Source organism: Rhodococcus sp. NPDC049939, assembly GCF_040656415.1.
In the GTDB taxonomy this organism is placed as follows: Bacteria; Actinomycetota; Actinomycetes; order Mycobacteriales; family Mycobacteriaceae; genus Rhodococcus_F.
The window spans coordinates 1-20,997 of record NZ_JBFAMC010000001.1 but is presented as its reverse complement, the minus strand read 5'-3'; the positions used below and the strand labels follow the sequence as shown (position 1 = coordinate 20,997).

The following is a 20,997-nucleotide window of genomic DNA, read 5'->3' as shown; positions in this document are numbered from 1 at the left end:
TGCCTCAGCTGAGGTGATGGACCTCCGGCAACCCGTAGACCGGGGTCGGAATTCCCTCGTACCTGGCCTTCAGCTGCAGGGCGAGATACAGGGAGTACTGCCGCGATATACCCAAACCCCCGCCGTGGAACCACAGCGCTTCCTGTTGGGTCGGCTTCCACATATTGCGCAGCTCACCCTCCCACGGACCCGGATCCTTGGCGGTGTCGGAGCCGAGGCCCCAGCACTTGCCGACCTTGTCGGCCACGTCCTGACCCATCAGGTCGGCCGCCCAGCCGTTCATCGAGCCGTAGCCGGTGGCGTAGACGACCAGATCCGCCCGCAACTCGGTACCGTCTGCGAGCACCACAGCATCTTCGGTCAACCGCTCCACCTGACCCGACGCGAGGCGGATGCTGCCGTCCGCGACCAGATCCGACGCACCGACGTCGATGTAGTGCCCGGAACCGCTTCGCAGGAACTCCACAACCAACCCCGACCCGTCGTCCCCGAAATCGAGTTTGAATCCAACCTTTTCGAGCCGCTCGTAGAGGTCCTTGTCCCGCTCGGCGATCTTCTCGTAGATCGGGATCTGGAATTCGGGCATGATCTTGTAGGGCAGTGACGCGGATATGAGGTCTGCCTTCTCCGTCGTGATCCCCGCCGCGAGCGCACGCTCCGAATACAGGTCCCCGAATCCGAGATCCATCAGCGTCTCCGACTTCACGACATGCGTGGACGAGCGCTGCACCATCGTCACGTCGGCACCGTTGAGGTGTAATGCCTGACAGATGTCATGGGCCGAGTTGTTCGAGCCGATCACCACGACACGCTTGCCTGCGTAGGCGTCGGCCCCTGGGTGCTGACTGGAATGATGCTGCTCGCCGCGGAACACATCCTGCCCGGGGAAGTCCGGGACGTTGGGCTTGCCGGACACCCCGGTTGCGAGCACGACCTGCTTCGGGTGCAGCACCACGTCCTGCCCGAAGCGATCGAGGACGACGGTCCACTCCTTGGTGTCCTCGTCGAACTTCGCCGACCTGCAGGTGGTCGATCCCCAGTACGGAATCTCCATCACCTTCGTGTACATCTCGAGCCAGTCGCCGATCTTGTCCTTCGGCGAAAACACCGGCCAGTTCTCGGGAAAGGGCACGTACGGGAGGTGGTCGTACCAGACCGGATCGTGCAGACACAGCGACTTGTAGCGTTTGCGCCACTGATCCCCGGGCCGTTCGTGCTTGTCGACGACCAGCGCCGGAACAGCGAGCTGACGCAGCCGCGAACCCAGCGCGATTCCGGATTGGCCGCCGCCGACCACCAGCACGTACGGCTGACGGGTGTAGCCGAGTTCCCGCTCCTCGATCGCGCGCCTTTCCGCCCACGTCTGCGTATCGCCACGCGGACCGTGCACCACACCGTTGACGCGACGCGGCCCCCGACGCTCCTCGTGACCCTTCAATTCCTCCATCGTGGTCAGCAGGGTCCACGCCTCGTCACCCCGCAGCCGCAGGTGCCCCTTGCCCCGGCCGGTCGCCGTCTCGAACTCGATCCACGCGGACGTGACGCCATCGGCTTTCTCCGGCACCTCACTGGTGCGGAAATTCGACGGATCGGCGGCGTCGAGCTGCGCCCGCAGCATCGCCGTGACTCCGTCACGGCCCTCGACCGTCGTGATATTCCAGGTGAACGCCACCAGGTCACGCCAGAAGCTGTCGACAGCGAACATCGCCGCAACGCGGTCGATATCACGGTCGGCCAGGGCGGACTCGAAGCTCGCCAACCACAGATCGACACGTTCCCCAGGTGTCAGCGTCGTTTGGTCCACAGGCGGCAGACTGACTTCGTCATGTGTTGCTCCTCACGCTCCGCAACCCAGAGTAGCGGCGCCCGCTGCGACCCGGAGGCCGCCACCGAGAGCACTTCTCGGGCCATGCGCGGCCCGAGAAGTACTCCGTATCGGGGTCAGGCGGAGGCTGACGATGCTGCGGCCGCAGCGGCTTTGTATTCGCGCCGACGGCGATGCAGGATCGGTTCGGTGTACCCGGAGGGCTGCTTGGCGCCTTCGAGGATGAGCTCCTTGGCTGCTTGGAAGGCGATGCTCGAGTCGAAATCCGGAGCCATCGGACGATAGGTGGGGTCACCCTCGTTCTGCCGGTCGACCACTGGCGCCATCCGTTCGAGAGAAGCGACCACATCCCCTTCGGTGACGATGCTGTGGCGTATCCAGTTCGCGAGAAGCTGGCTGGAGATGCGGAGGGTGGCCCGGTCTTCCATCAGGTCGACATCGTGGATGTCGGGAACCTTCGAGCAGCCGACACCAGCGTCGATCCATCGCACCACATACCCGAGGATCGACTGGCAGTTGTTGTCGAGTTCCTCGCGCTTTTCCGCCTCGGACCAGTTGGTGTCCTCGGCGACGGGCACGGTGAGGATTCCCTCGAGGGTCGCCCGCGGGTGGCCCTTCAACCCGTCCTGAACAGCGAAGACATCAACGTGGTGGTAGTGGGTAGCGTGCAACGTCGCCCCGGTCGGCGACGGAACCCACGCGGTGTTCGCGCCGGCCTTCGGGTGGCCGATCTTCTGTTCGAGCATCTCGGCCATCAGCTCGGTCATTGCCCACATGCCTTTACCGATCTGAGCCCGCCCCTGCAGGCCGGCAGCCAGGCCGGTGTCGACGTTCCAGTCCTCGTACGCGGCGATCCACTTCTGCGTCTTCATGGCGCCCTTGCGGACCATCGGCCCAGCCTCCATCGAGGTGTGGATCTCGTCGCCGGTGCGGTCGAGGAACCCGGTGTTGATGAACACCACTCGCTGCGCCGCTTCCTTGATGCAGGCGGCCAGGTTGACCGTGGTGCGTCGTTCCTCGTCCATGATCCCGACCTTGATCGTGTTGGCGGGAAGGCCCAACACATCTTCGACGCGGCCGAAGAGTTCCGTGGTGAACGCAACCTCGTCGGGGCCGTGCTGCTTGGGTTTCACGATGTAGATCGACCCGGTACGGGAGTTGGCCAAGGGGCCCGTCGCCTCGGAGACGGACTGGCCGTGAATGGCGCAGAGAGAGGTGATCAGTGCATCCATGATGCCCTCGGGCACCTCTCGGCCCTCTGCGTCGAGGATCGCCGGATTCGTCATCAGGTGTCCGACGTTGCGGACGAACAGCAACGACCGTCCGTGCAACACCAAGTCACCACCGTCGGGTGCGGCGTAGATGCGATCGGGATTCAACCTACGGGTGAACGGCTTTCCGGCCTTGGTCATCTCGGCCTCGAGGTCGCCGCGGTTCAGGCCCAGCCAATTGCGGTAGCCGATCACCTTGTCATCGGCATCGACAGCAGCGACCGAGTCCTCGAAGTCCATGATCGTGGTGACCGCCGACTCGAGGACCACGTCCTTGACCCCGGCCGGGTCGGTGGACCCGATCGGGGAGTTCGGATCGATCTGAATCTCGGCGTGCAGGCCGTTGTGGCGCAGCAACACGCTGGTGGGAGAATCCTTCTCTCCCAGATACCCGACGAATGCACTCGGCTCTGCCAAAGTGGTGGTGCTGCCATCTGCAAGAGTGATGGACAGGCTGGTTCCGTCAACGAAGTACCTGGTTGAATCCGCATGCGAGCCGGAGGCGAGCGGAGCGGCGGTATCGAGGAAGTCGCGCGCCCAAGCGATGACCTTGTCGCCTCGGACCTTGTTGTACCCCTTTCCCTTTTCCGCACCATCGTCCTCGGAAATGGCATTGGTGCCATACAGCGCGTCGTAGAGTGACCCCCACCGCGCGTTGGATGCGTTCAAAGCGAAGCGAGCGTTGAGAACTGGGACCACCAACTGCGGACCCGCAGTCGAGGCGATCTCGGTGTCCACGTTCGCAGTGGTCACCTCGAACGGTTCGGGGGCGGGTACGAGGTACCCGATCTCGGTGAGAAACGCCTGGTACTCGTCCTGATCGATCGGCTTGCCCGCTCGATCACGATGCCAGGAATCAATCTTCGTCTGAAGGTCCTCACGGATGGCGAGCAGATCCCGGTTCTTCGGTGCCAGCTCGTTGATCACCTTGTCCGCACCGGCCCAGAACGCATCGACGTCCACGCCGGTACCAGGCAGCGCCTCGTTTCCGACGAAGTCGTAGAGCACCTTCGCGACCTGAAGACCGCCGACCTGAACACGCTCAGTCATGAAACGCCTCACCCTTCCGCACTTTGTGATAACTTCCATGATACGGAAACACTGTTTCGTATCTTGACATAGAGAAAACCTTGTCGGCGGTGTCCTGTCAACACACGGGGCCGCCGTGCGGCGTGATCATGCGCGCTGAGTGACCGTGGTAACACCAGAAGATGGAGCCAGACATGTCGAACGGTCAGAATCCGGCCGGTGGAGTGCAGTCGGTCGAACGCGCATTCGACATTCTCGAGATCATGGCGAGCGCCGGCGGTTCCATCGGAGTCAGCGAACTCGCCGACATGGCCGGTCTGCCCCTCCCGACGATCCACCGGCTCATCCGCACACTGATGAATCGCGGGTATGTCCGGCAACTGCCGAATCGACGGTATGCCCTTGGCCCAAAACTTATTCGGCTCGGCGAGAGTGCCACTCAGCTGATCGGCGCCTGGTCCCGCCCTCATCTGTCGGAACTGGTGAGAGGCACCGGCGAGACAGCGAACATGGCCGTCCTCGACGGAACCATGGCCGTCTACGTCGCACAGGTCCCGTCCGAACACGCGATGCGAATGTTTACGGAGGTCGGCCGCCGTGTGTACACGCACTGCACAGGTGTCGGCAAGGCCCTACTCATGCAAATGTCCAACGAGGCGGTTCGCTCGCTCGTGGGCCGGGTAGGCATGCCGACCTATACCGAGAATTCGTTGACGGACCCGGACTCACTCATCTCGGATCTGGAATTGAGCCGGAAGCGCGGGTACGCGATCGACGAAGGTGAACTCGAGATCGGCGTCCGATGCTTCTCCGTTCCGGTACCCAACGCACCCACACCTACCGCGATCTCCGTCTCCGGGCCCGCAGCCCGCGTCACCATCGAGTCGGCAGACCACATCGTTCCGCTTCTCGCGCGGGTCGCGAAGGAACTCGCCACGGAGTTCGACAAGAACGCAGCGCTGTAGTCGCCGGGTCAGGTGATGCGTTCCGGGTGGGCATAGATGTTCATCGTGGAGTCACGCAGAAACCCGATGAGGGTGAGGCCCGCGTCACGGGCAAGGTCGATGGCGAGCGACGAAGGCGCGGACACGGCGGCAAGCACGGGAGTGCCCGCCATCACCGCCTTCTGCACCAACTCGAACGAAGCCCTGCCGCTGACGAGCATTACGGTTCCCCGCAGCGGAAGAAGGCTTTGCTCAGTTGCCCACCCGACCAATTTGTCGACCGCGTTGTGCCTGCCGACATCTTCCCGGCTCGCGAGCAATTCACCAGTACGCGAATACAACCCGGCTGCATGCAAACCACCGGTGACATCGAATACTCGCTGGGCCGACCGCAAGACATCCGGCAACTCGGCGAGCGTTGCGGCCGGAATCCGCACCGCATCGTCGGCCGGTGAGTGCCGGGTCCGCTGCCGGATCGCATCCAACGACGCCTTTCCGCATACCCCACACGAAGAGGTGGTATAGAAATTGCGCTCGATCCCGGTCTCGGGTGGCGTCACTGTCGGCGCGAGTTCGACGTCGAGGACGTTGTATGTGTTCACCCCGTATTCGTCGACGCTGTTGCAGAAGCGAATCGACACGATGTCCGAACGATCCGAGATTATCCCCTCGGTCAGTAGAAATCCCTGGGCCAGTTCGACATCGGACCCGGGAGTCCTCATGGTCACGGCCAGTGGTCGTCCGTTCAAACGGATTTCTAGTGGCTCTTCCACCACCACGGTATCCGGGCGGGTCGATTGTCGCGTTCCACTGATCCGGGTGACCGGAGTGCGAGTCGTGACACGGCCCATCAGTGTCTCCGCTCCAGACGGATCGTGATCGCCTTGGACACCGGTGTATTCGATTTCCTCGCCACGTGATCGAGCGGAATCAGCGAGTTCGTCTCCGGATAATAGGCGGCCACGTTTCCTACCGGAGTCTGGAACGGCACCAGCCGAAAATCGTCGGCGCGGCGCTCCTGCACCTTTCCTTCGGAATCGGTCCATTCGGAGACCAAGTCCACCCGATCACCGGCTGCCCCACCGAAGGCGGCGATGTCGTCAGGGTGGATGAACAGTACGCGACGCCCACCCTTGACTCCGCGATAGCGATCGTCGAGGCCGTAGATCGTGGTGTTGTACTGGTCGTGGCTGCGCATCGTCTGCAGAATCAGTCGGCCCTCTGGAGCCGGCAGCCATGACAACTCGTTGACGGTGAAATTCGCCTTCCCCGTCGACGTGCTGAATCGCCGTTCGTCCCGAGGCGGATGCGGCAATGCGAACCCGTCCGGTTGCCGTACCCTCCGGTTGAAGTCCTCGAACCCGGGAATCACGCGAGCGATCGAATCACGAATCCGATCGTAATCGGCGGCAAACTCCTGCCAGGGAACCGAGTGATCCGTGCCGAACAGCGCTGTCGCGATCCCACAAACGATGGCGACCTCACTGCGCAGATGTTCACTGGCTGGTTGGAGGTTGCCGCGGGAGAGATGCACCACCGACATCGAATCCTCCACGGACACCTTTTGCTTGCCGCTCGCCTGGATGTCGCGGTCGGTACGCCCGAGCGACGGCAGGATCAACGCGGTTTCACCGGTGACGAGATGACTGCGGTTGAGTTTCGTCGACACCTGCACCGTCAGCCCGCACTGGCGAATTGCCGATTCGGTGACCTCGGTATCCGGGGTGGCCGCGACGAAGTTGCCGCCCATCCCGACGAATACCGACACCTTGCCGTCACGCATGGCTCGAATCGAGCCGACCGAGTCGAGTCCGTCTCCTCGCGGGGAGATGATGCCGAACTCCTTGTCGAGAGCGGCGAGAAAGGACTCGGGCATCTTCTCCCAGATCCCCATCGTCCGGTCACCCTGAACATTGGAGTGACCCCGGACCGGGCACAGGCCGGCACCCGGCTTTCCGATCATTCCCTGCAGCAGCAGCAAGTTCGCAGCATCCTGGATCGTCGCAACCGCGTGTGTATGCTGGGTCAGCCCCATGGCCCAACAGATGATCGTCTTCTTCGACGCGATCAACGCCTCCGCAGTTCGCTGGATCTGTTCGAGCGCCAGGCCCGTCGCCTGGGTCACGGTTTTCAGATCGACCCCACGAACATGCGCGGCATACTCCTCGAACCCTGCGGTGTGCCGGTCGATGAACTCGCGGTCGAGTACGGTGCCCGGGTTGCGGTCTTCCTCCTCGAGCAGCAGCCTGCCCAGCCCTTGGAACAGGGCCTGGTCGCCACCTATCCGAATCTGCAGGTACTCGTCGGCGATCGCGATCCCGTCACCGATCAGCCCGTGCACCTTCTGCGGATCCTTGAATCGCATCAGACCCGCCTCGAGCAGTGGGTTGATCGCAATCACTCTAGCCCCGTTCGCCTTCGCGCGCTCGAGGGTCGAGAGCATGCGGGGGTGGTTGGTGCCCGGGTTCTGTCCCGCGATCAAGATCAGGTCGGCGGACTCGATGTCAGGAACCGATACAGAGCCCTTTCCGATCCCGATCGACTCCGACAACGCCGAACTCGTGGACTCGTGGCACATGTTCGAGCAGTCCGGCATATTGTTGGTCCCGAAAGAGCGAATCATCAACTGATACAGGAACGCTGCCTCGTTCGACGTGCGACCAGAGGTATAGAAGACAGCCTCGTGTGGAGATCTCAGCGCACGCAACTTGTCGGCAATCAACGTGAACGCCGCATCCCAGCCCAGCGGTTCATAGTGCGTCGCGCCTGGGCGCAGCACCATCGGATGCGTCAGCCGCCCTTGCTGTCCCAGCCAGTACTCGGTCTTTCCCAGCAGCTCTGCCACCGAATACCGGGCGAAGAACTCGGAAGTGATCTTGCGAGTCGTGGCCTCCTCTGCAACCGCCTTCACGCCGTTCTCGCAGAACTCGATGTGCTTACGGTGCCCAGGAGTCTCCGGCCACGCACACCCGGGACAGTCGAACCCCTGGCGCTGATTCAGCTTCGACAACGTACGTAAGGTCCGAAGGGAACCCATCTGCTCGACGCCTCGACGAAGCGAGACCAACACCGCGGGAATACCCGCCGCATAGGACTTCTCAGGCGTGACGACGACATCGTTCTCGTCGAAAGTGAATTTGTCGGCGCTGCTCATTCCGCGAGTTTACCCGCGTAGCCATTCCTCTAGGTGCGGAGCTTCGGTGCCGATCGTGGTGCCATCACCATGCCCTGTGTGAACCAGCGTTTCTTCGGGCAGGATGAACAGTCGATCGCGGATCGAGCCGATGATCGTCGGGAAGTCGGAATACGACCGGCCTGTTGCACCCGGGCCTCCGGAGAACAGGGTGTCGCCGGAGAACAGCGCTCGAGCATCCGGCAAATACAGGCAGGACGACCCCGGCGAGTGGCCCGGGGTATGGATCACCTCGATGGTGGTGCCCGCAACGGAGATACGCTGCTCGTCCTCGAGATGGCGGTACGGCTCCCCATGATGTGTCATATTCCACAGCACGTTGTCGCCGGGGTGCAGGTACACCGGAGCGTCCAGCCGGGTGGCGAGTTCCGGTGCGACAGTGACGTGATCGTTGTGACCGTGGGTGCAGATGATTGCGTTGACGTGGCGGCCGCCGACCGCATCGATGATCGGCGACGCATCGTGCGCCGCATCGACTATCACGACTTCGGTGTCGTCGCCGATAAGCCAGATGTTGTTGTCGACGTTCCACGTTCCACCGTCGAGGGTGAAGGTTCCTTCGGTGACAACACGTTCGATCCGAAATTTGCCGCTCACAGGACGACCACCGAGCGCAGCACTTCACCGGCGTGCATCGTATGGAACGCTTCTTCGACCTGGTCGATAGCGATGCGTTCGGTCACGAATTTCTCCAGAGGCAGACGCTCCTGTCGGTACAGGTCGACGAGCATGGGGAAATCCCGCTCGGGCAGGCAGTCCCCGTACCACGACGACTTGAGTGCGCCGCCGCGAGAGAAGAAGTCGACCAGAGGCATCTCGATAGTCATGTCGGGTGTGGGCACGCCGACCAGGACCACTGTTCCCGCGAGGTCACGAGCGTAGAACGCCTGCTTCCAGGTTTCCGGACGACCCACCGCGTCGACCACCACGTCCGCGCCGAATCCGCCTGTCACTTCCTGCACCGCGTCGACGACATCGACCTTGGAACCGTTGATCGTATGAGTGGCACCGAGATCCCGTGCCCAGTCGAGCTTCTTGTCGTCACGATCGATCGCGATGATCGTCGACGCCCCTGCGAGGCGCGCACCCATGATGGCGGCGTCACCGACGCCACCGCACCCGATGACGGCAACACTGTCACCACGGCCAACGTTTCCGGTGTTCACGGCTGCACCGAAACCGGCCATGACACCGCAACCCAGCAATCCGACGACGGCCGGATCCGCCGACGGGTCCACCTTGGTGCACTGGCCTGCGTGGACGAGGGTCTTGTCGGCAAACGCGCCGATTCCCAGTGCCGGGGTGAGTTCGGTGCCGTCCTCGAGTGTCATCTTCTGCGACGCGTTGAAGGTGTCGAAACAGTACTGCGGGCGGCCGCGCTTGCACGCGCGACACTGACCGCACACGGCACGCCAATTGAGGACGACGAAGTCCCCGACCTGAACGGAGTCGACGCCCTCGCCGACGCTCTCCACGGTGCCCGCAGCCTCGTGGCCCAGCAGGAACGGAAACTCGTCGTTGATGCCACCGTCGCGGTAGGTCAGGTCCGTGTGGCAGACCCCGCAGGTGGCGATATCGACGATCACCTCGCCGGGTCCTGGGTCAGGAATGTTGATGGTCGCGATCTCGACAGGGGCCCCCTTCGAGCGGGCGATGACGCCTCGAACCTGCTGCGGCATTGGTCTTGGTCCTTCAGTCGATCGGTTGTGGGATCGGAGCATTTCAATGTGCGCCTCCCCTCAAACCCTACGGTTCGGTCGCGGCGGAAGTACCGGTCTCTGGCGGGTGGGTGCCCGGGCCGCGAATCGGTCATCCCAGGGAGTCGAAGGTCGCCTCTACGTACTGGGCTGTGCGGTTCGAACCGATGAGCGCCGAACTCATCCGATTCATCACGTATGCCATGGTCATGCGGCGTTCGGTGTCGATGACGATCTCGGAGCCACCCCAACCGCCCCAGAAGCAGATCCGCCCTTCCGGAACGAACGGCACTGACGCAGGCGTCGGCAGCCCATATCCGATCCCGAATCGAATCGGTTTCTCCAGAACGAGGTCGACACCGTTCGACTGCTCTTCGAAGATCAACGCGATTGTGTCAGGAGTCAGCAGGCGGACGCCGTCGACTTCGCCACCGCACGCGACTACGGAGTGGATGCGGGCAAGTGATCGTGCGTTACCGTGACCCGAGCCTGCACCGTTTTCGCTAGTCCTGAACTCCCTGGACCAGGAGTCTGTGGCGTAAGGGGTCGGACCATTGAGCGCCCTGAAGGCGACGCTGTCGTGATCGGTACGGGCGGTCGGAGGAGAAGGCGGCGGGACCACGTTGGACACCCGACCGAACTCGGAGGGGTCCAGTCCGATATGGAAGTCGGCGCCCAGCGGTCCGGTGATCTCTTCAGCGACGAAACGCCCGAGCATGCGGCCGTCGATGCGACGGATCAACTCGCCGATCAAATGTCCGTAACTCTGCGCGTGGTACCCGGATGCGGTCCCAGGTTCCCACCACGGAGATTGCGCGGCAAGCCGTTTCGTCGACTCCGCAACGTCGTAGAGGTCCTCACCCGAGACCGGCTGATCCCAGCCCGGGACACCAGAGGTGTGCGAGAGGAGGTGCCTGACCTCCACGCGTTCCTTTCCTCGAGCAGCGAATTCCGGCCAGTACCGCGCGACAGGCGCATACACGTCCAACAGTCCACGGTCGACGAGCACCAGTGCTGCCAGTGCGGTGACCGTCTTGGTGGACGAGAACACAGCGGTAATGGTGTCTCGGCCCCATTCGGTGGTGCGGTTCGCATCCGACCACCCACCCCACATGTCGACTACAGGTTCTCCGTCCAAGGTGACGACGATCGAGGCGCCGAGATCCGCGCCAGAATCGAGATTTTTCTTCAACGCGTCCCGCAGCGCCGCGAAGCGGCTGTCGCAGTGGCCCCCGAGTTCGGTCATCAACTATTCATCTCCACCAGTCGAAACAGAATTGATCCTGGCATTGGGTTCACTCTAGATTCCCCGTCCGGTCCGGGGCTGCCGAAACGTGGTTCCACTTCCGGCGGACCTGGCATCTGCTCAGGCGGTTCCGGCGGTGGTCCCCAAGAGTCATGCAACGCCGAGGATGCGACCGGTGCGATCGAGGTTGGCGTCTACGGTGGTTTGATCAGCGTCGACAGGGTTGTCGATGCCAGGCATCATCTGCTGCAGCGTTGGCCTCCATTGCCGGATTCTGTCGGGGAAGCAGCTGTCGAGAACGTCGAGCATCGCGGCGGGGGCGATCGAGGCTCCCGGTGAAGCACCTAGGAGCCCTGCGATGGTTCCGTCGGCAGCAGTGACGACCTCTGTGCCGAATGTCAGAACGCCGATCTTGCGGGGGTGCGGTTTGATCAGCTGGGCCCGCTGGCCCGCAGTGATCAGGGTCCAGTCGGTGTCGTCCGCGGTGGGAAAGAAGCGTTTCAACTGACGCAGTTTTCGGCTGTGTGATGCCAGGAGCTGGCTGACGAGGTAACGCACCAGCGACAGATTCTGTAGGCCGACCGCGATGAGGGGTGCAATATTGTGCAGCCTGACCGTGGTGAACAGATCGGAGAGGCTGCCATGTTTGAGTAGCCGAGTACTGAAGGTGGCGTAGGGGCCGAACATCAGCGAGCCGCTGCCGTCGATCACGCGCTTGTCGAGGTGCGGCACGGACATCGGTGGGGCGCCGACATCGGCTTGGCCGTAGACCTTCGCGTCGTGACGCTCCACGAGGCCGCGGTTGTCGGTGCGTAGGAACTGCGCCCCGATCGGGAACACCGCATAACCTCGGATCTCCGGAATTCGTGCTTTCTGTAGGAGTTTGAGGGCATAGCCCCCGGCTCCGACGAACACGAACCGAGATCGCAAGGAGAAGTATCCACCGTCGCCGTGGTCGCGGCCGGTCACAGTCCACCGTCCGTCTGGTTCGCGGCGCAGACCTGTCACCTCGTGGCGTGTTCGCACCCGTGCGCCACGGGTTTCCATCATGTTGACGAGGTCGCGGGTCAGGGTGCCGAATTCGACATCCGTGCCTGCCTCGTAGCGAGTCGCAGCGACGGGTTCGGTGTCGGTTCTGCCCTCCATTATCAGCGGAACCCACCGGCGAATTACCTCCCGGTCCTCGCTGTACTCCATCGCTGAGAACATCGGGGATCGACGAAGCGTACTGAATCGTTTCCGTAGGTAGGCCACATCACGCGCACCGAACACAACGTTCATGTGCGGTGTCGGGTTCACGAAGGTCGCCGGGGCGGGCAGATCACCGGACTCGACGAGCGACGCCCAGAATTGCCGCGAGAGTTGGAAGTGGCGCCCGATCTGTTCCGCCCTGGCCGGGTCACCCGGGTCGGGCATGTAGTTGAGTTCGCACAGCCCGGCATGCCCGGTGCCGGCGTTGTTCCAGGGCGCCGAACTCTCTCCGGCAACCTGATCGAGGCGTTCGAGAACGATCACCGACCAATCAGGCTGGACTCGGGAGAGCAGCGCACCCAGTGTCGCTGACATGATGCCCCCGCCGATCAGGACGACATCGAACTCTGCACCGATATCCGCTGACTCACCGCGCCGCTGACGTTCCTTCACGACCAACCTCCGCTCCTGGTGCCGATGTTGGTCCCAGCGTGCCCGGCCTGTACCGATCCGTCCAATGAGGAAATCACCCGTATATGATCCGAATGTGGATTGGTTTCTGTCCGATGAGGTTTCAGCCGTAGTACCGCTGCTGGCAGCGTTCGACACTGCGGCCAGGGAGGGACACATCACTCGCGCGGCAGATCAGCTGGGCGTACCGCAATCATCGTTGAGCCGCCGCCTCAAAGCGCTGGAACAGGCGATCGGCGTATCGCTCTTTCAGCCAGCAGGTCGAGGTGTCGCACTGACGACTGCCGGACGCGAACTCCACGAACGCACTCGTGAGTTGGTCCGCAACCTCGACGATGCGATCAGCACGGTCCGTAGCCACGCCGATCCTGAATGCGGCTTCGTGCGATTCGGATTCCCCCTCACCTTGGGCCCGGTCAGCATCCCGTCACTGTTGGCCGGGTTTCACCGTTCGGCACCTCGGATCCGGTTGCAGCTGGTCCAGGCCCACGGAGAAGCGCTCGCGGAGATGGTCCGCGACGGCCGACTCGACCTCGCCGTGATGATCCCGCCACCAGACGATCTGCCCGTCACCGTCCTCGGCCACCAACCGCTTCTGCTGCATGTGGCCGCAACTCACCGACTCGGCGATCGCAGCCGGGTCGACCTCACCGAATTGTCCCAGGAACACTTCATCGCAAGCCCGCCGTCGTATCACATACGTCAATATCTCGAATCATGCTGCGCTGAAGCAGGGTTCACTCCCCACATAGCGTTCGAGATCAGCGAGTTCGAGACGATCAGAGTCCTCGTCACGCATGGCCTCGGCATCGCCCTTCTACCGGCGGCCGAGACCGCGTCCCCTGACCTGGTGACGATACCGGTATCCGGTATCACCGACCGAACCATCGGACTTGCGACAGGAAACCATCGCTTGTCTCCGACTGTCACGCGCTTGCACCACCACATCACCACACACGCCGACAAATTCATTGCGGCAACATCCATCAATCCAAACCCCGCCAGTGCCATGAAATTTCGAGGCTAGACAGCGTTAAGGTTGTACCGGCAATTCGACAGTGACGAATGAAGTGTTGAAGGCACCGAAGAACGGCTGGTCACTGCTGGGTGGCGGGATGGTTCGACCCAGCCGCTGTGCCTCCTGGCGGCTGTCGACGGATTGTGCCGTCCAGCCATGCGAGTCGAACCACTGGACACAGTCGGGGCGGCCCTCATCGCCGTACCAGAGCCGGAATGGATGATCGAAGGACACGTCTTCACCACGCTGTTCGCGCGCGAGACGTTCTTTGTGCCATTGCTGTTCGACCTCTCGGCGCCGCTGGTCATCAATGTGTAACACCTCGACTGCCGCTCGACTGCCACCCGCACTCAGCCGATGCATGTTGGCGAACATCGCCTCTTGGGCGGCGCCCCGCAAAAATGGCAGTAGCCCTTCTGCAAGCCATGCCGTGGCCCGGGTGGGGTCAAATCCTGCTTTGAGCAACGCCGCGGGCCAGTCGTGGCGCAGGTCCACGCCCACTTCGCGCAGAGTCGCGGTCGGTTCGGCGCCGTAGGCGCGCAGGGTGGCGGCCTTGTACTCCAGCACCGCGGGCACGTCGTTGTCGTAGACCACGGTGTCGGCGGGCCAGTTCAGGCGGTAGGGACGCGAATCAAGACCGGAAGCCAAGATGACATGCTGGCCGATGCCCGCCTCGGCGGCTTCGGTGAAAAACGCGTCGAAAAAGTGTGTTCTTACCGCTAGATGGTCGACTGCCTGCTGGCGGTCGGCATCACCCGCATCAGCCCACATCGACGACACCTGCTCGCACACGTGCGCGAGCTGCGGAGTTGCCACCAGCGGCTCGGCGAACTGGTCGCGGATCAGTGGGTTGTCACTGTTGGTTTCATCGGCGCGAGCCATCGCCGTCATCACAGCGGTAGCGCCCATGGTGGTGGCGATGTCCCAAGTGTCGTCGTCTGTGCGTACCATTTCAGTCCTCTCGATCTCGGCAGTTGCGACCGCCGCAAACACCAGAGCGTGCCGACGGAGTAGTCAAGAGCCACCGAGTACGCCCCGAAGCCGTCAATACCTGGAATTCAGCTCACGAGTACCTGTGTCCAGGATCCGCAGGAGTCGCGCCGCGGTCAATTCGCGCTCAGGAATCTCTCAGCCGGCACTCGCTACTCACGTCGTGAACCGTTGCCGTGGTGCAGTACGTCCGAAATTTCCCTTCCCCGTGAAGTGTTCACGAGAAGGCATTCCCACTCGATGATCACTGTGCCTGCGACGCAGAATTCCTCGAGGTGTCACACTTTCCCTGTCGCCAACCTGGGCCGATACCGCTAGGCTGGGCCAGATGTCGCTACGCTGGGCACAGGCTGACGCACTAAATCTTGGGAGGAAGCGGTGGTAGCCGTACAGATACAGGTGGGCGATCTGGTTCAGGCATCCGGCCACGCCGGTCCCTGGCTGGTGGTGGAAGTAAGCAAGGGGATGGCTTCTCTCCAGCATCCGGACGGCCACCGACTCTCGGTCCGGACGACAGCCCTTTCGGTGGTGCGGAAGGCGACCGGACAGACGGGGAAGGCCGAATCGTCAGGTACCGCAGGTGACGAGCCGGCGGGAGATGCGCCCACACTGTTCGATTAGTCGGCTATCCTTTTCCCAACCGAACCTTCGGTAGTTCGGCGGGTGGTGAGCGCTGTGCCGAAGGGCTGGAGTTCACAGCTGGAAGGATTGCGCCCATGTCCGCGGCATACCCCGCACGCAAGACCGGCCCTGGACGTCCTGGTTATGACCTCGAATCGCTGCTCGCTGTCGCCGTAACGGTCTTCAACGACAAGGGCTACGACGGCACCAGCATGGAGGTACTCGCCCAACGCTTGGGAATCACGAAGTCGTCGATCTATCACCACGTGTCCGGCAAATCGGAATTACTCGAACTGGCCTTGACTCGCGCACTGAACGCTCTCTTCGCTGTCACTACCGAAGAACAGGTCACGACGGGCCGGTACATCGATAGGCTCGAGTACCTCGTCCGCCGCAGCGTCGAAGTCCTCGCCGAGGAGCTCCCGTACGTCACCCTGTTGTTGCGTGTGCGCGGGAACACCACGGTGGAACGTCATGCTCTCGCCCGCCGCCGCGAGTTCGACGCGTTCGTCAGCGACCTAGTTGTCGCGGCGGCCCAGGAGGGGGACCTGCGGCCCGGAATCGACCCGGCGCTCACCAGCCGTCTCGTGTTCGGCATGGTCAACTCGCTGATCGAGTGGTACCGCCCACGCACGGGTGGATCGGTAGCCGATCTGGCAGATGCGGTGGTCCATCTCGTATTCGACGGCCTCCGTAGCACCTGACGCAAGGGTGATCACCACCTTGCCAGGGAGCTATCCGGGGAGCCCCATCGACTCCGCCAGCATCGGCCACGAGTTGTGCAGATCGTCTTGCCAATATCCCCACGAATGTGTGCCAACGGGCCGAAAGGCAAACGTCGCCGGAATGTTCAACTCGTGCAGGCGACCCGCAAGTTGATGCGTGCACACATCGGTAGCGGCCTCGATCGCACCACCGACTACGATCTGAGCCGGCAGCGAGGCCGGCGCATTCGGTAATGCATTGGCGGGGTCCTCGTACGGGCCGGGAAGACCGGAGCCGTTCGAGATGTAGAGGGCTAGCCCACGCAACTTCTCGGCGTTGAGGTACGGATCGTGCTCACGCCAACCGGGTCCGTCATAAGGCCCCCACATGTTCTGTGCGTCCCCACCGCCGATCGTCTCGACGACCGCCCGGACGTAGGCCTGACCAAGGGAGTCGCTCGTCTCCGCGCACCCACTGTACGAACCGACACCCCTGTACAGACCCGGTGCATGGATGGCGAGGTCGAGCACGGACGTTGCCGACATCGACAGTCCGGCAATCGCGTTGATCCCGTCGGCGCCGAGTGCGGAATCGATCACCGGGGGGAGTTCACGGGTGAGGAACGTTGTCCACTTGTTCCTTCCGAGTACCGGATCATCCCGTTCCCAGTCGGTGTAGTAACTAAAGATGCCTTCCGCCGGAATCACGACGTTTGCATTCTTGTCCGCGAGGAAGTCGAGGATATCGGTCTGGTTCAACCAGTTCGCATTGTCCTCACCCCCACCCGCGCCATTGAGTAGATACAGCGTCGGCCTCGGCACACTCGCGTCGGCCGGCCGAATCACCTGCAACGGGATCACCCGATCCATCGATGGAGAGTAGACATACATGTCCCATCGCCGGTCGTCGATCTTGTCGATGTGATCGACATATGCCGCCGAGGCCGGGGCCAATCGCATCGGTTCCGGTGCAGCGCTCGCAGGAGAGGTCGTGGTCAAACTCATTGCGAGAGCCACCGCACTCAAGGCGCTCGTGAGCCATCGCCGGTGCGGCGGCCGCAGCCGAAGTGACCGTCCCTGCATCTTCAGTACCGCCTTCGCATACTCATGTCGGTCAAGTGCTGCATTACCCCGACTATCCACATCGAAAACCTGCACCGGAACCGCCCGGACGCCTGCCGCTCAGGACCCTCCTGTTGCTACCCGCGATGGCGCGGTCGGCGGACCAGGCGATACAGAATTCGGTGTTCGCTCACTCACGGCATCACTCGAGTTCGGGCCTTCCGGGTCCAAGGCACGGTTCAAGATCGAACCGACGATTGCCAGGGCATCGGGGGACGTCATCTGCCAATGCGTGGCCGGCACCGCGTGCTCGTACACGGTTCCCGTGACCGCCTTGCGCCATCCCCGTGCGGCCCGCAGATGGGTGGAATCGTCGGCAGCGGCCGTAAAGAACACGATGTCTCCATTGAAGCGCTTCGGTCGATACTCTGACATCAGCCGCGAGTTGCGCTCCGCAGCAGACCAAAGCCGCCCAACGATCTGCTCGGCTCGTTCCGTGGACTGCCCCGTCATTCTGGCCACTTCCGCCGCGACAGCGCCAGGGCTCAGATCGGAGGTGTTGGTTCCCGAAGCATCCACGTCGACGCCGAAGGCGCTCAGCAACTCACTCATGCCGATTCTGTCGGCCGACCCGTCGGCGTCCTCGTCAACGGTTGACCCCACAAAGCTGTCCAGCATGGTCAGCAACTCGACGGTCTCACCCTCCGCCTGCAGTCGGACCGCAATCGCGTGAGCGATGGTGCCACCCAGCGACCAGCCGAGCAGCCGGTACGGGCCGCACGGCCGGATCGTGCGAATCTCACTGATGTAGCGGTTCGCAAGTTCCTCGAGTGATTCCGGTAGGAAGCTGTCCTCGATCAGCGACGGACTTTGGATGCCGTAGATCGGCATACAACCGTCGAGGTACTGAGAAAGACGCGCGTAGCACCAAGACAGCCCGACAATCGGATGAATACAGAACAGTGGCGTCCCCGTTCCGGCCTCCCGAATGGGGAGAGCCGGACTGAAGCCCTCCTGTGCCGCACCGTCGACTCCGGTGACGATCCGACCCGCCAACGCTTCCACTGTGGAATCGGAGAAGAACCACTGCAACGGCACCATCATCTCGAGTTCGCTTTGCAACTGGGCGGTCACCCGGGTTGCGATCAACGAGTTGCCGCCGAGCGCGAAGAAGTCATCATCGAGCCCGACCCGCTCCACGCCGAGCACCTCGGCGAACACCCCGGCAACAATCTCCTGAACCGGAGTCGTCGGCGCCCGGAACTCACGAGCTTTCCACTGCGGCGCCGGCAACCCATTTCGATCCACCTTCTCGCTGGGGCTCAGCGGGAACTCGTCGAGAACCATCAGCACCGAGGGAACCATGTAGGCGGGCAGCGACCGCCCGACGGCTTCCCGCACCGCCTCCGTGTCGATCGACCGGCCGGTCTCCGGCACCACATACCCGACGAGTTGCTGACCGAGGTCGCTCTCGTACACCACCGCCACAGCCTGCGAGACCGCATCCTGGGCCACCAACACCGACTCGATCTCCCCCAACTCGATCCGCAGACCCCGCACCTTCACCTGAAAATCGGTGCGCCCCAAGAACTCGAGATTCCCGTCCCGGTTCCACCGCACCAGATCCCCCGTCCGATACAACCGCGCGCCCGGCCCACCGAACGGATCCGCCACGAACCGCTCCGCCGTCAAATCCACCCTGCCCTGATACCCGCGGACCACCTGCACCCCACCCAGATACAACTCCCCCGCCACCCCCACCGGAACCGGCTGCAAACGGGCATCGAGCACATACGCTCGGGTGTTCGATATCGGGGCACCGATCGGAACCGTCGGCACATCGCGGTCGTCACACCGGTAGGACGTCGCGATGACCGCCGCCTCGGTCGGCCCGTAGAAGTTGTCCAGGCGTGCATCCGACTTCGCCGCCAGACGCCCGACCAGATCCACCGGCAATTCCTCACCACCGACATACACCAACCGCAACGAATCGGGGATCCGCACCTCGGGGTCCGCCAGGAGCATTGCCAGCATCGACGGCACGAACGCCCCCACCGTGACACCGGCATCTTCGATCAGCGACAGCAGGTATTCCGGATCGCGATGCCCGTCCGGCCGGGCGATGACCACCCGGGCCCCGACCGCCAACGGCAGGAACAACTCCAAGAGAGAAGCATCGAACGTCACCGGCGTCTTCAACACCGCCACATCGGAGTCGGTGAAGTCACCGTCGGCGATCCTCCAGAACACGAGGTTGACCACCGCCCGGTGAGTGACCGTCACCCCCTTCGGGCGACCGGTCGACCCCGACGTGAAGATCACGTACGCCGTGTTGTCCGCCCGAACCGGCCCGAGGAGTTCGGACTCGGTCACCGGCGCCGACGAATACCCCGACACATCCGCCGCATCGACGTTCACCACCCGATGTCCGGACGCGGTGAATCCGTCCCGGGACGTCGACAACACGCACACCGGTGCCGCGGTATCGAGCACATAGCCGTTACGTTCACCAGGCTGGTCCGGGTCGATCGGCACATACCCACCACCGGCCCGCAACACCGCATAAACCCCGACCATCAAATCCAACGACCGGCGCATCGAGACCGCCACCAACGACTCCGGACCCACCCCGGCATCGATCAGATACCGCGCCAATTGGTTGACCCGCGCATCGAACTGCGCATACGTCAACGACTCACCTTCGAACACCACCGCCACCGCATTCGGCGTCCGCACCACCTGCTCGGCGAACCCGTCGAGCAACAACACTCCCGGCACCACACGACCGGTGTCATTCCACTCCGACACCATCCGGAACCGTTCGACATCACCAAGAATCGACAGATTTCCCACCGCCACCGCGGGATCGTCGAGCACCGCCTCGAGCACCCGCACGAACCGCTCCGCAATCTGCGCCGCCGTACCCGCATCGAAAATATCGGCCGCATACACCAACGACCCCTCATACCCCCCACCAGCCACCTCACCCAGCGACACCGACAAATCGAACTGCGCCGCCGCCCACTCCACCTGAACCGGCGACACCGTCAACCCCGGCAACTCCACCGCCGACTGGGCATAATTCTGAAACGCCAACATCACCTGAAACAGAGGCGAGAACGACTGCGACCGAACCGGATTCAACCTCTCCACCAACCGCTCGAACGGCACATCCGCATGCGCGAACGCCTCGAGATCCCGCTCCCGCACCCGCTCGACCAACTCCGTGAACGACAGGTCCGGATCACACTCGACCCGCAACACCAACGTGTTCACGAACATCCCCACCAGATCATCGAGCGCCGCCTCACCCCGGCCCGCGACCGCCGACCCCACCGCGATATCGGTACCACCACTCAATTTCGCCAACACCACCGACAACGCCGCATGCACCACCATGAACGCGGTCGCCCCCCGCTCCTGCGCCCACGACTGCACCCGCCCCGCCGTCACCGCCGACACCACGAACTCGACACAACCACCGGCACCCGACCGCACCGCAGGCCGCGGCCGATCCGTCGGCAACCCCAACACATCCGGCAACCCCGCCAACGCCCCCGCCCAATACGCGATCTGCCGGCTGGCCAACGAATCCGGATCATCCTCCGACCCGAGCAACTCCCGCTGCCAGAGAGCGAAATCCGCGTACTGCACCGGCAACGGAACCCACCCCGGCTCATGCCCGGCACGACGGGCCGCATACGCCACCATCACATCCCGAGCCAACGGCGCCGT

At 63.1% G+C, this 20,997-nt stretch carries 15 protein-coding genes; 4 read left to right on the top strand and 11 right to left on the bottom strand.

All coding sequences use genetic code 11. From position 1 onward, the window contains the following. Positions 1-4: 4 nt before the first annotated feature. Together AB0I57_RS00075 and AB0I57_RS00070 are read right to left on the bottom strand one after the other, a co-directional pair. A complete protein-coding gene (locus AB0I57_RS00075) occupies positions 5-1,804 on the bottom strand; it encodes an NAD(P)/FAD-dependent oxidoreductase (RefSeq protein ID WP_358328076.1) in 1,800 nt (599 codons plus the stop codon). Between the two features lie 137 nt (positions 1,805-1,941). Next, positions 1,942-4,146: a malate synthase G gene (locus AB0I57_RS00070; RefSeq protein ID WP_358328073.1), complete on the bottom strand. Its 2,205-nt coding sequence runs from the start codon at positions 4,144-4,146 to the stop codon at positions 1,942-1,944. Positions 4,147-4,319: 173 nt separating this feature from the next. Here AB0I57_RS00070 and AB0I57_RS00065 point away from each other — a divergent pair, with 173 nt between their 5' ends. Beyond that, positions 4,320-5,090, top strand: coding sequence for an IclR family transcriptional regulator (locus AB0I57_RS00065; RefSeq protein WP_358328070.1), 771 nt, complete (start codon positions 4,320-4,322; stop codon positions 5,088-5,090). An 8-nt stretch (positions 5,091-5,098) separates the two neighbouring features. On the opposite strand, the gene fdhD is transcribed toward AB0I57_RS00065, so the two are convergent. From fdhD to mqo, 6 genes are all read right to left on the bottom strand, one after another. Next, positions 5,099-5,920 (bottom strand): formate dehydrogenase accessory sulfurtransferase FdhD, encoded by an 822-nt coding sequence (gene fdhD, locus AB0I57_RS00060; protein ID WP_358328067.1) that lies wholly within the window; start codon positions 5,918-5,920, stop codon positions 5,099-5,101. Beyond that, a complete protein-coding gene (locus tag AB0I57_RS00055; protein WP_358328064.1) occupies positions 5,920-8,223 on the bottom strand; it encodes an FdhF/YdeP family oxidoreductase in 2,304 nt (767 codons plus the stop codon). The genes fdhD and AB0I57_RS00055 overlap by 1 nt, the downstream gene beginning before the upstream one ends. Before the next feature lie 9 nt (positions 8,224-8,232). Then, positions 8,233-8,859 (bottom strand): MBL fold metallo-hydrolase, encoded by a 627-nt coding sequence (locus tag AB0I57_RS00050; protein WP_358328061.1) that lies wholly within the window; start codon positions 8,857-8,859, stop codon positions 8,233-8,235. Then, on the bottom strand, positions 8,856-9,941 hold the full coding sequence (locus AB0I57_RS00045) for an S-(hydroxymethyl)mycothiol dehydrogenase (protein ID WP_358328058.1): 1,086 nt from the start codon (positions 9,939-9,941) through the stop codon (positions 8,856-8,858). The genes AB0I57_RS00050 and AB0I57_RS00045 overlap by 4 nt, the downstream gene beginning before the upstream one ends. A 130-nt stretch (positions 9,942-10,071) precedes the next feature. Next, the gene (locus tag AB0I57_RS00040; RefSeq protein WP_358328056.1) at positions 10,072-11,205 is read right to left on the bottom strand and encodes a serine hydrolase domain-containing protein; all 1,134 of its coding nucleotides are present in this window, start codon (positions 11,203-11,205) and stop codon (positions 10,072-10,074) included. A 150-nt stretch (positions 11,206-11,355) separates the two neighbouring features. Next, positions 11,356-12,849, bottom strand: a complete 1,494-nt coding sequence (mqo, locus tag AB0I57_RS00035; protein ID WP_358328053.1) for a malate dehydrogenase (quinone) — start codon at positions 12,847-12,849, stop codon at positions 11,356-11,358. Positions 12,850-12,943: 94 nt separating this feature from the next. On the opposite strand from mqo, the gene AB0I57_RS00030 reads away from it, so the two are divergent. Beyond that, positions 12,944-13,894, top strand: a complete 951-nt coding sequence (locus AB0I57_RS00030; protein ID WP_358328050.1) for a LysR family transcriptional regulator — start codon at positions 12,944-12,946, stop codon at positions 13,892-13,894. Between the two features lie 6 nt (positions 13,895-13,900). Here AB0I57_RS00030 and AB0I57_RS00025 read toward each other — a convergent pair whose 3' ends face one another. Beyond that, positions 13,901-14,794, bottom strand: a complete 894-nt coding sequence (locus AB0I57_RS00025) for an SAM-dependent methyltransferase (RefSeq protein WP_358332970.1) — start codon at positions 14,792-14,794, stop codon at positions 13,901-13,903. Between the two features lie 459 nt (positions 14,795-15,253). Here AB0I57_RS00025 and AB0I57_RS00020 point away from each other — a divergent pair, with 459 nt between their 5' ends. Together AB0I57_RS00020 and AB0I57_RS00015 are read left to right on the top strand one after the other, a co-directional pair. Continuing rightward, positions 15,254-15,496, top strand: coding sequence for a hypothetical protein (locus AB0I57_RS00020; RefSeq protein WP_358328048.1), 243 nt, complete (start codon positions 15,254-15,256; stop codon positions 15,494-15,496). A 95-nt stretch (positions 15,497-15,591) separates the two neighbouring features. Beyond that, a complete protein-coding gene (locus AB0I57_RS00015) occupies positions 15,592-16,200 on the top strand; it encodes a TetR/AcrR family transcriptional regulator (RefSeq protein WP_358328045.1) in 609 nt (202 codons plus the stop codon). Positions 16,201-16,230: 30 nt separating this feature from the next. On the opposite strand, the gene AB0I57_RS00010 is transcribed toward AB0I57_RS00015, so the two are convergent. Both AB0I57_RS00010 and AB0I57_RS00005 read right to left on the bottom strand, forming a co-directional pair. Then, positions 16,231-17,160, bottom strand: coding sequence for an alpha/beta hydrolase family protein (locus AB0I57_RS00010; protein ID WP_358332967.1), 930 nt, complete (start codon positions 17,158-17,160; stop codon positions 16,231-16,233). 222 nt (positions 17,161-17,382) lie between these two features. Next, on the bottom strand, positions 17,383-20,997 hold a 3,615-nt coding region (locus AB0I57_RS00005), incomplete at its 5' end, for an amino acid adenylation domain-containing protein (protein ID WP_358328041.1).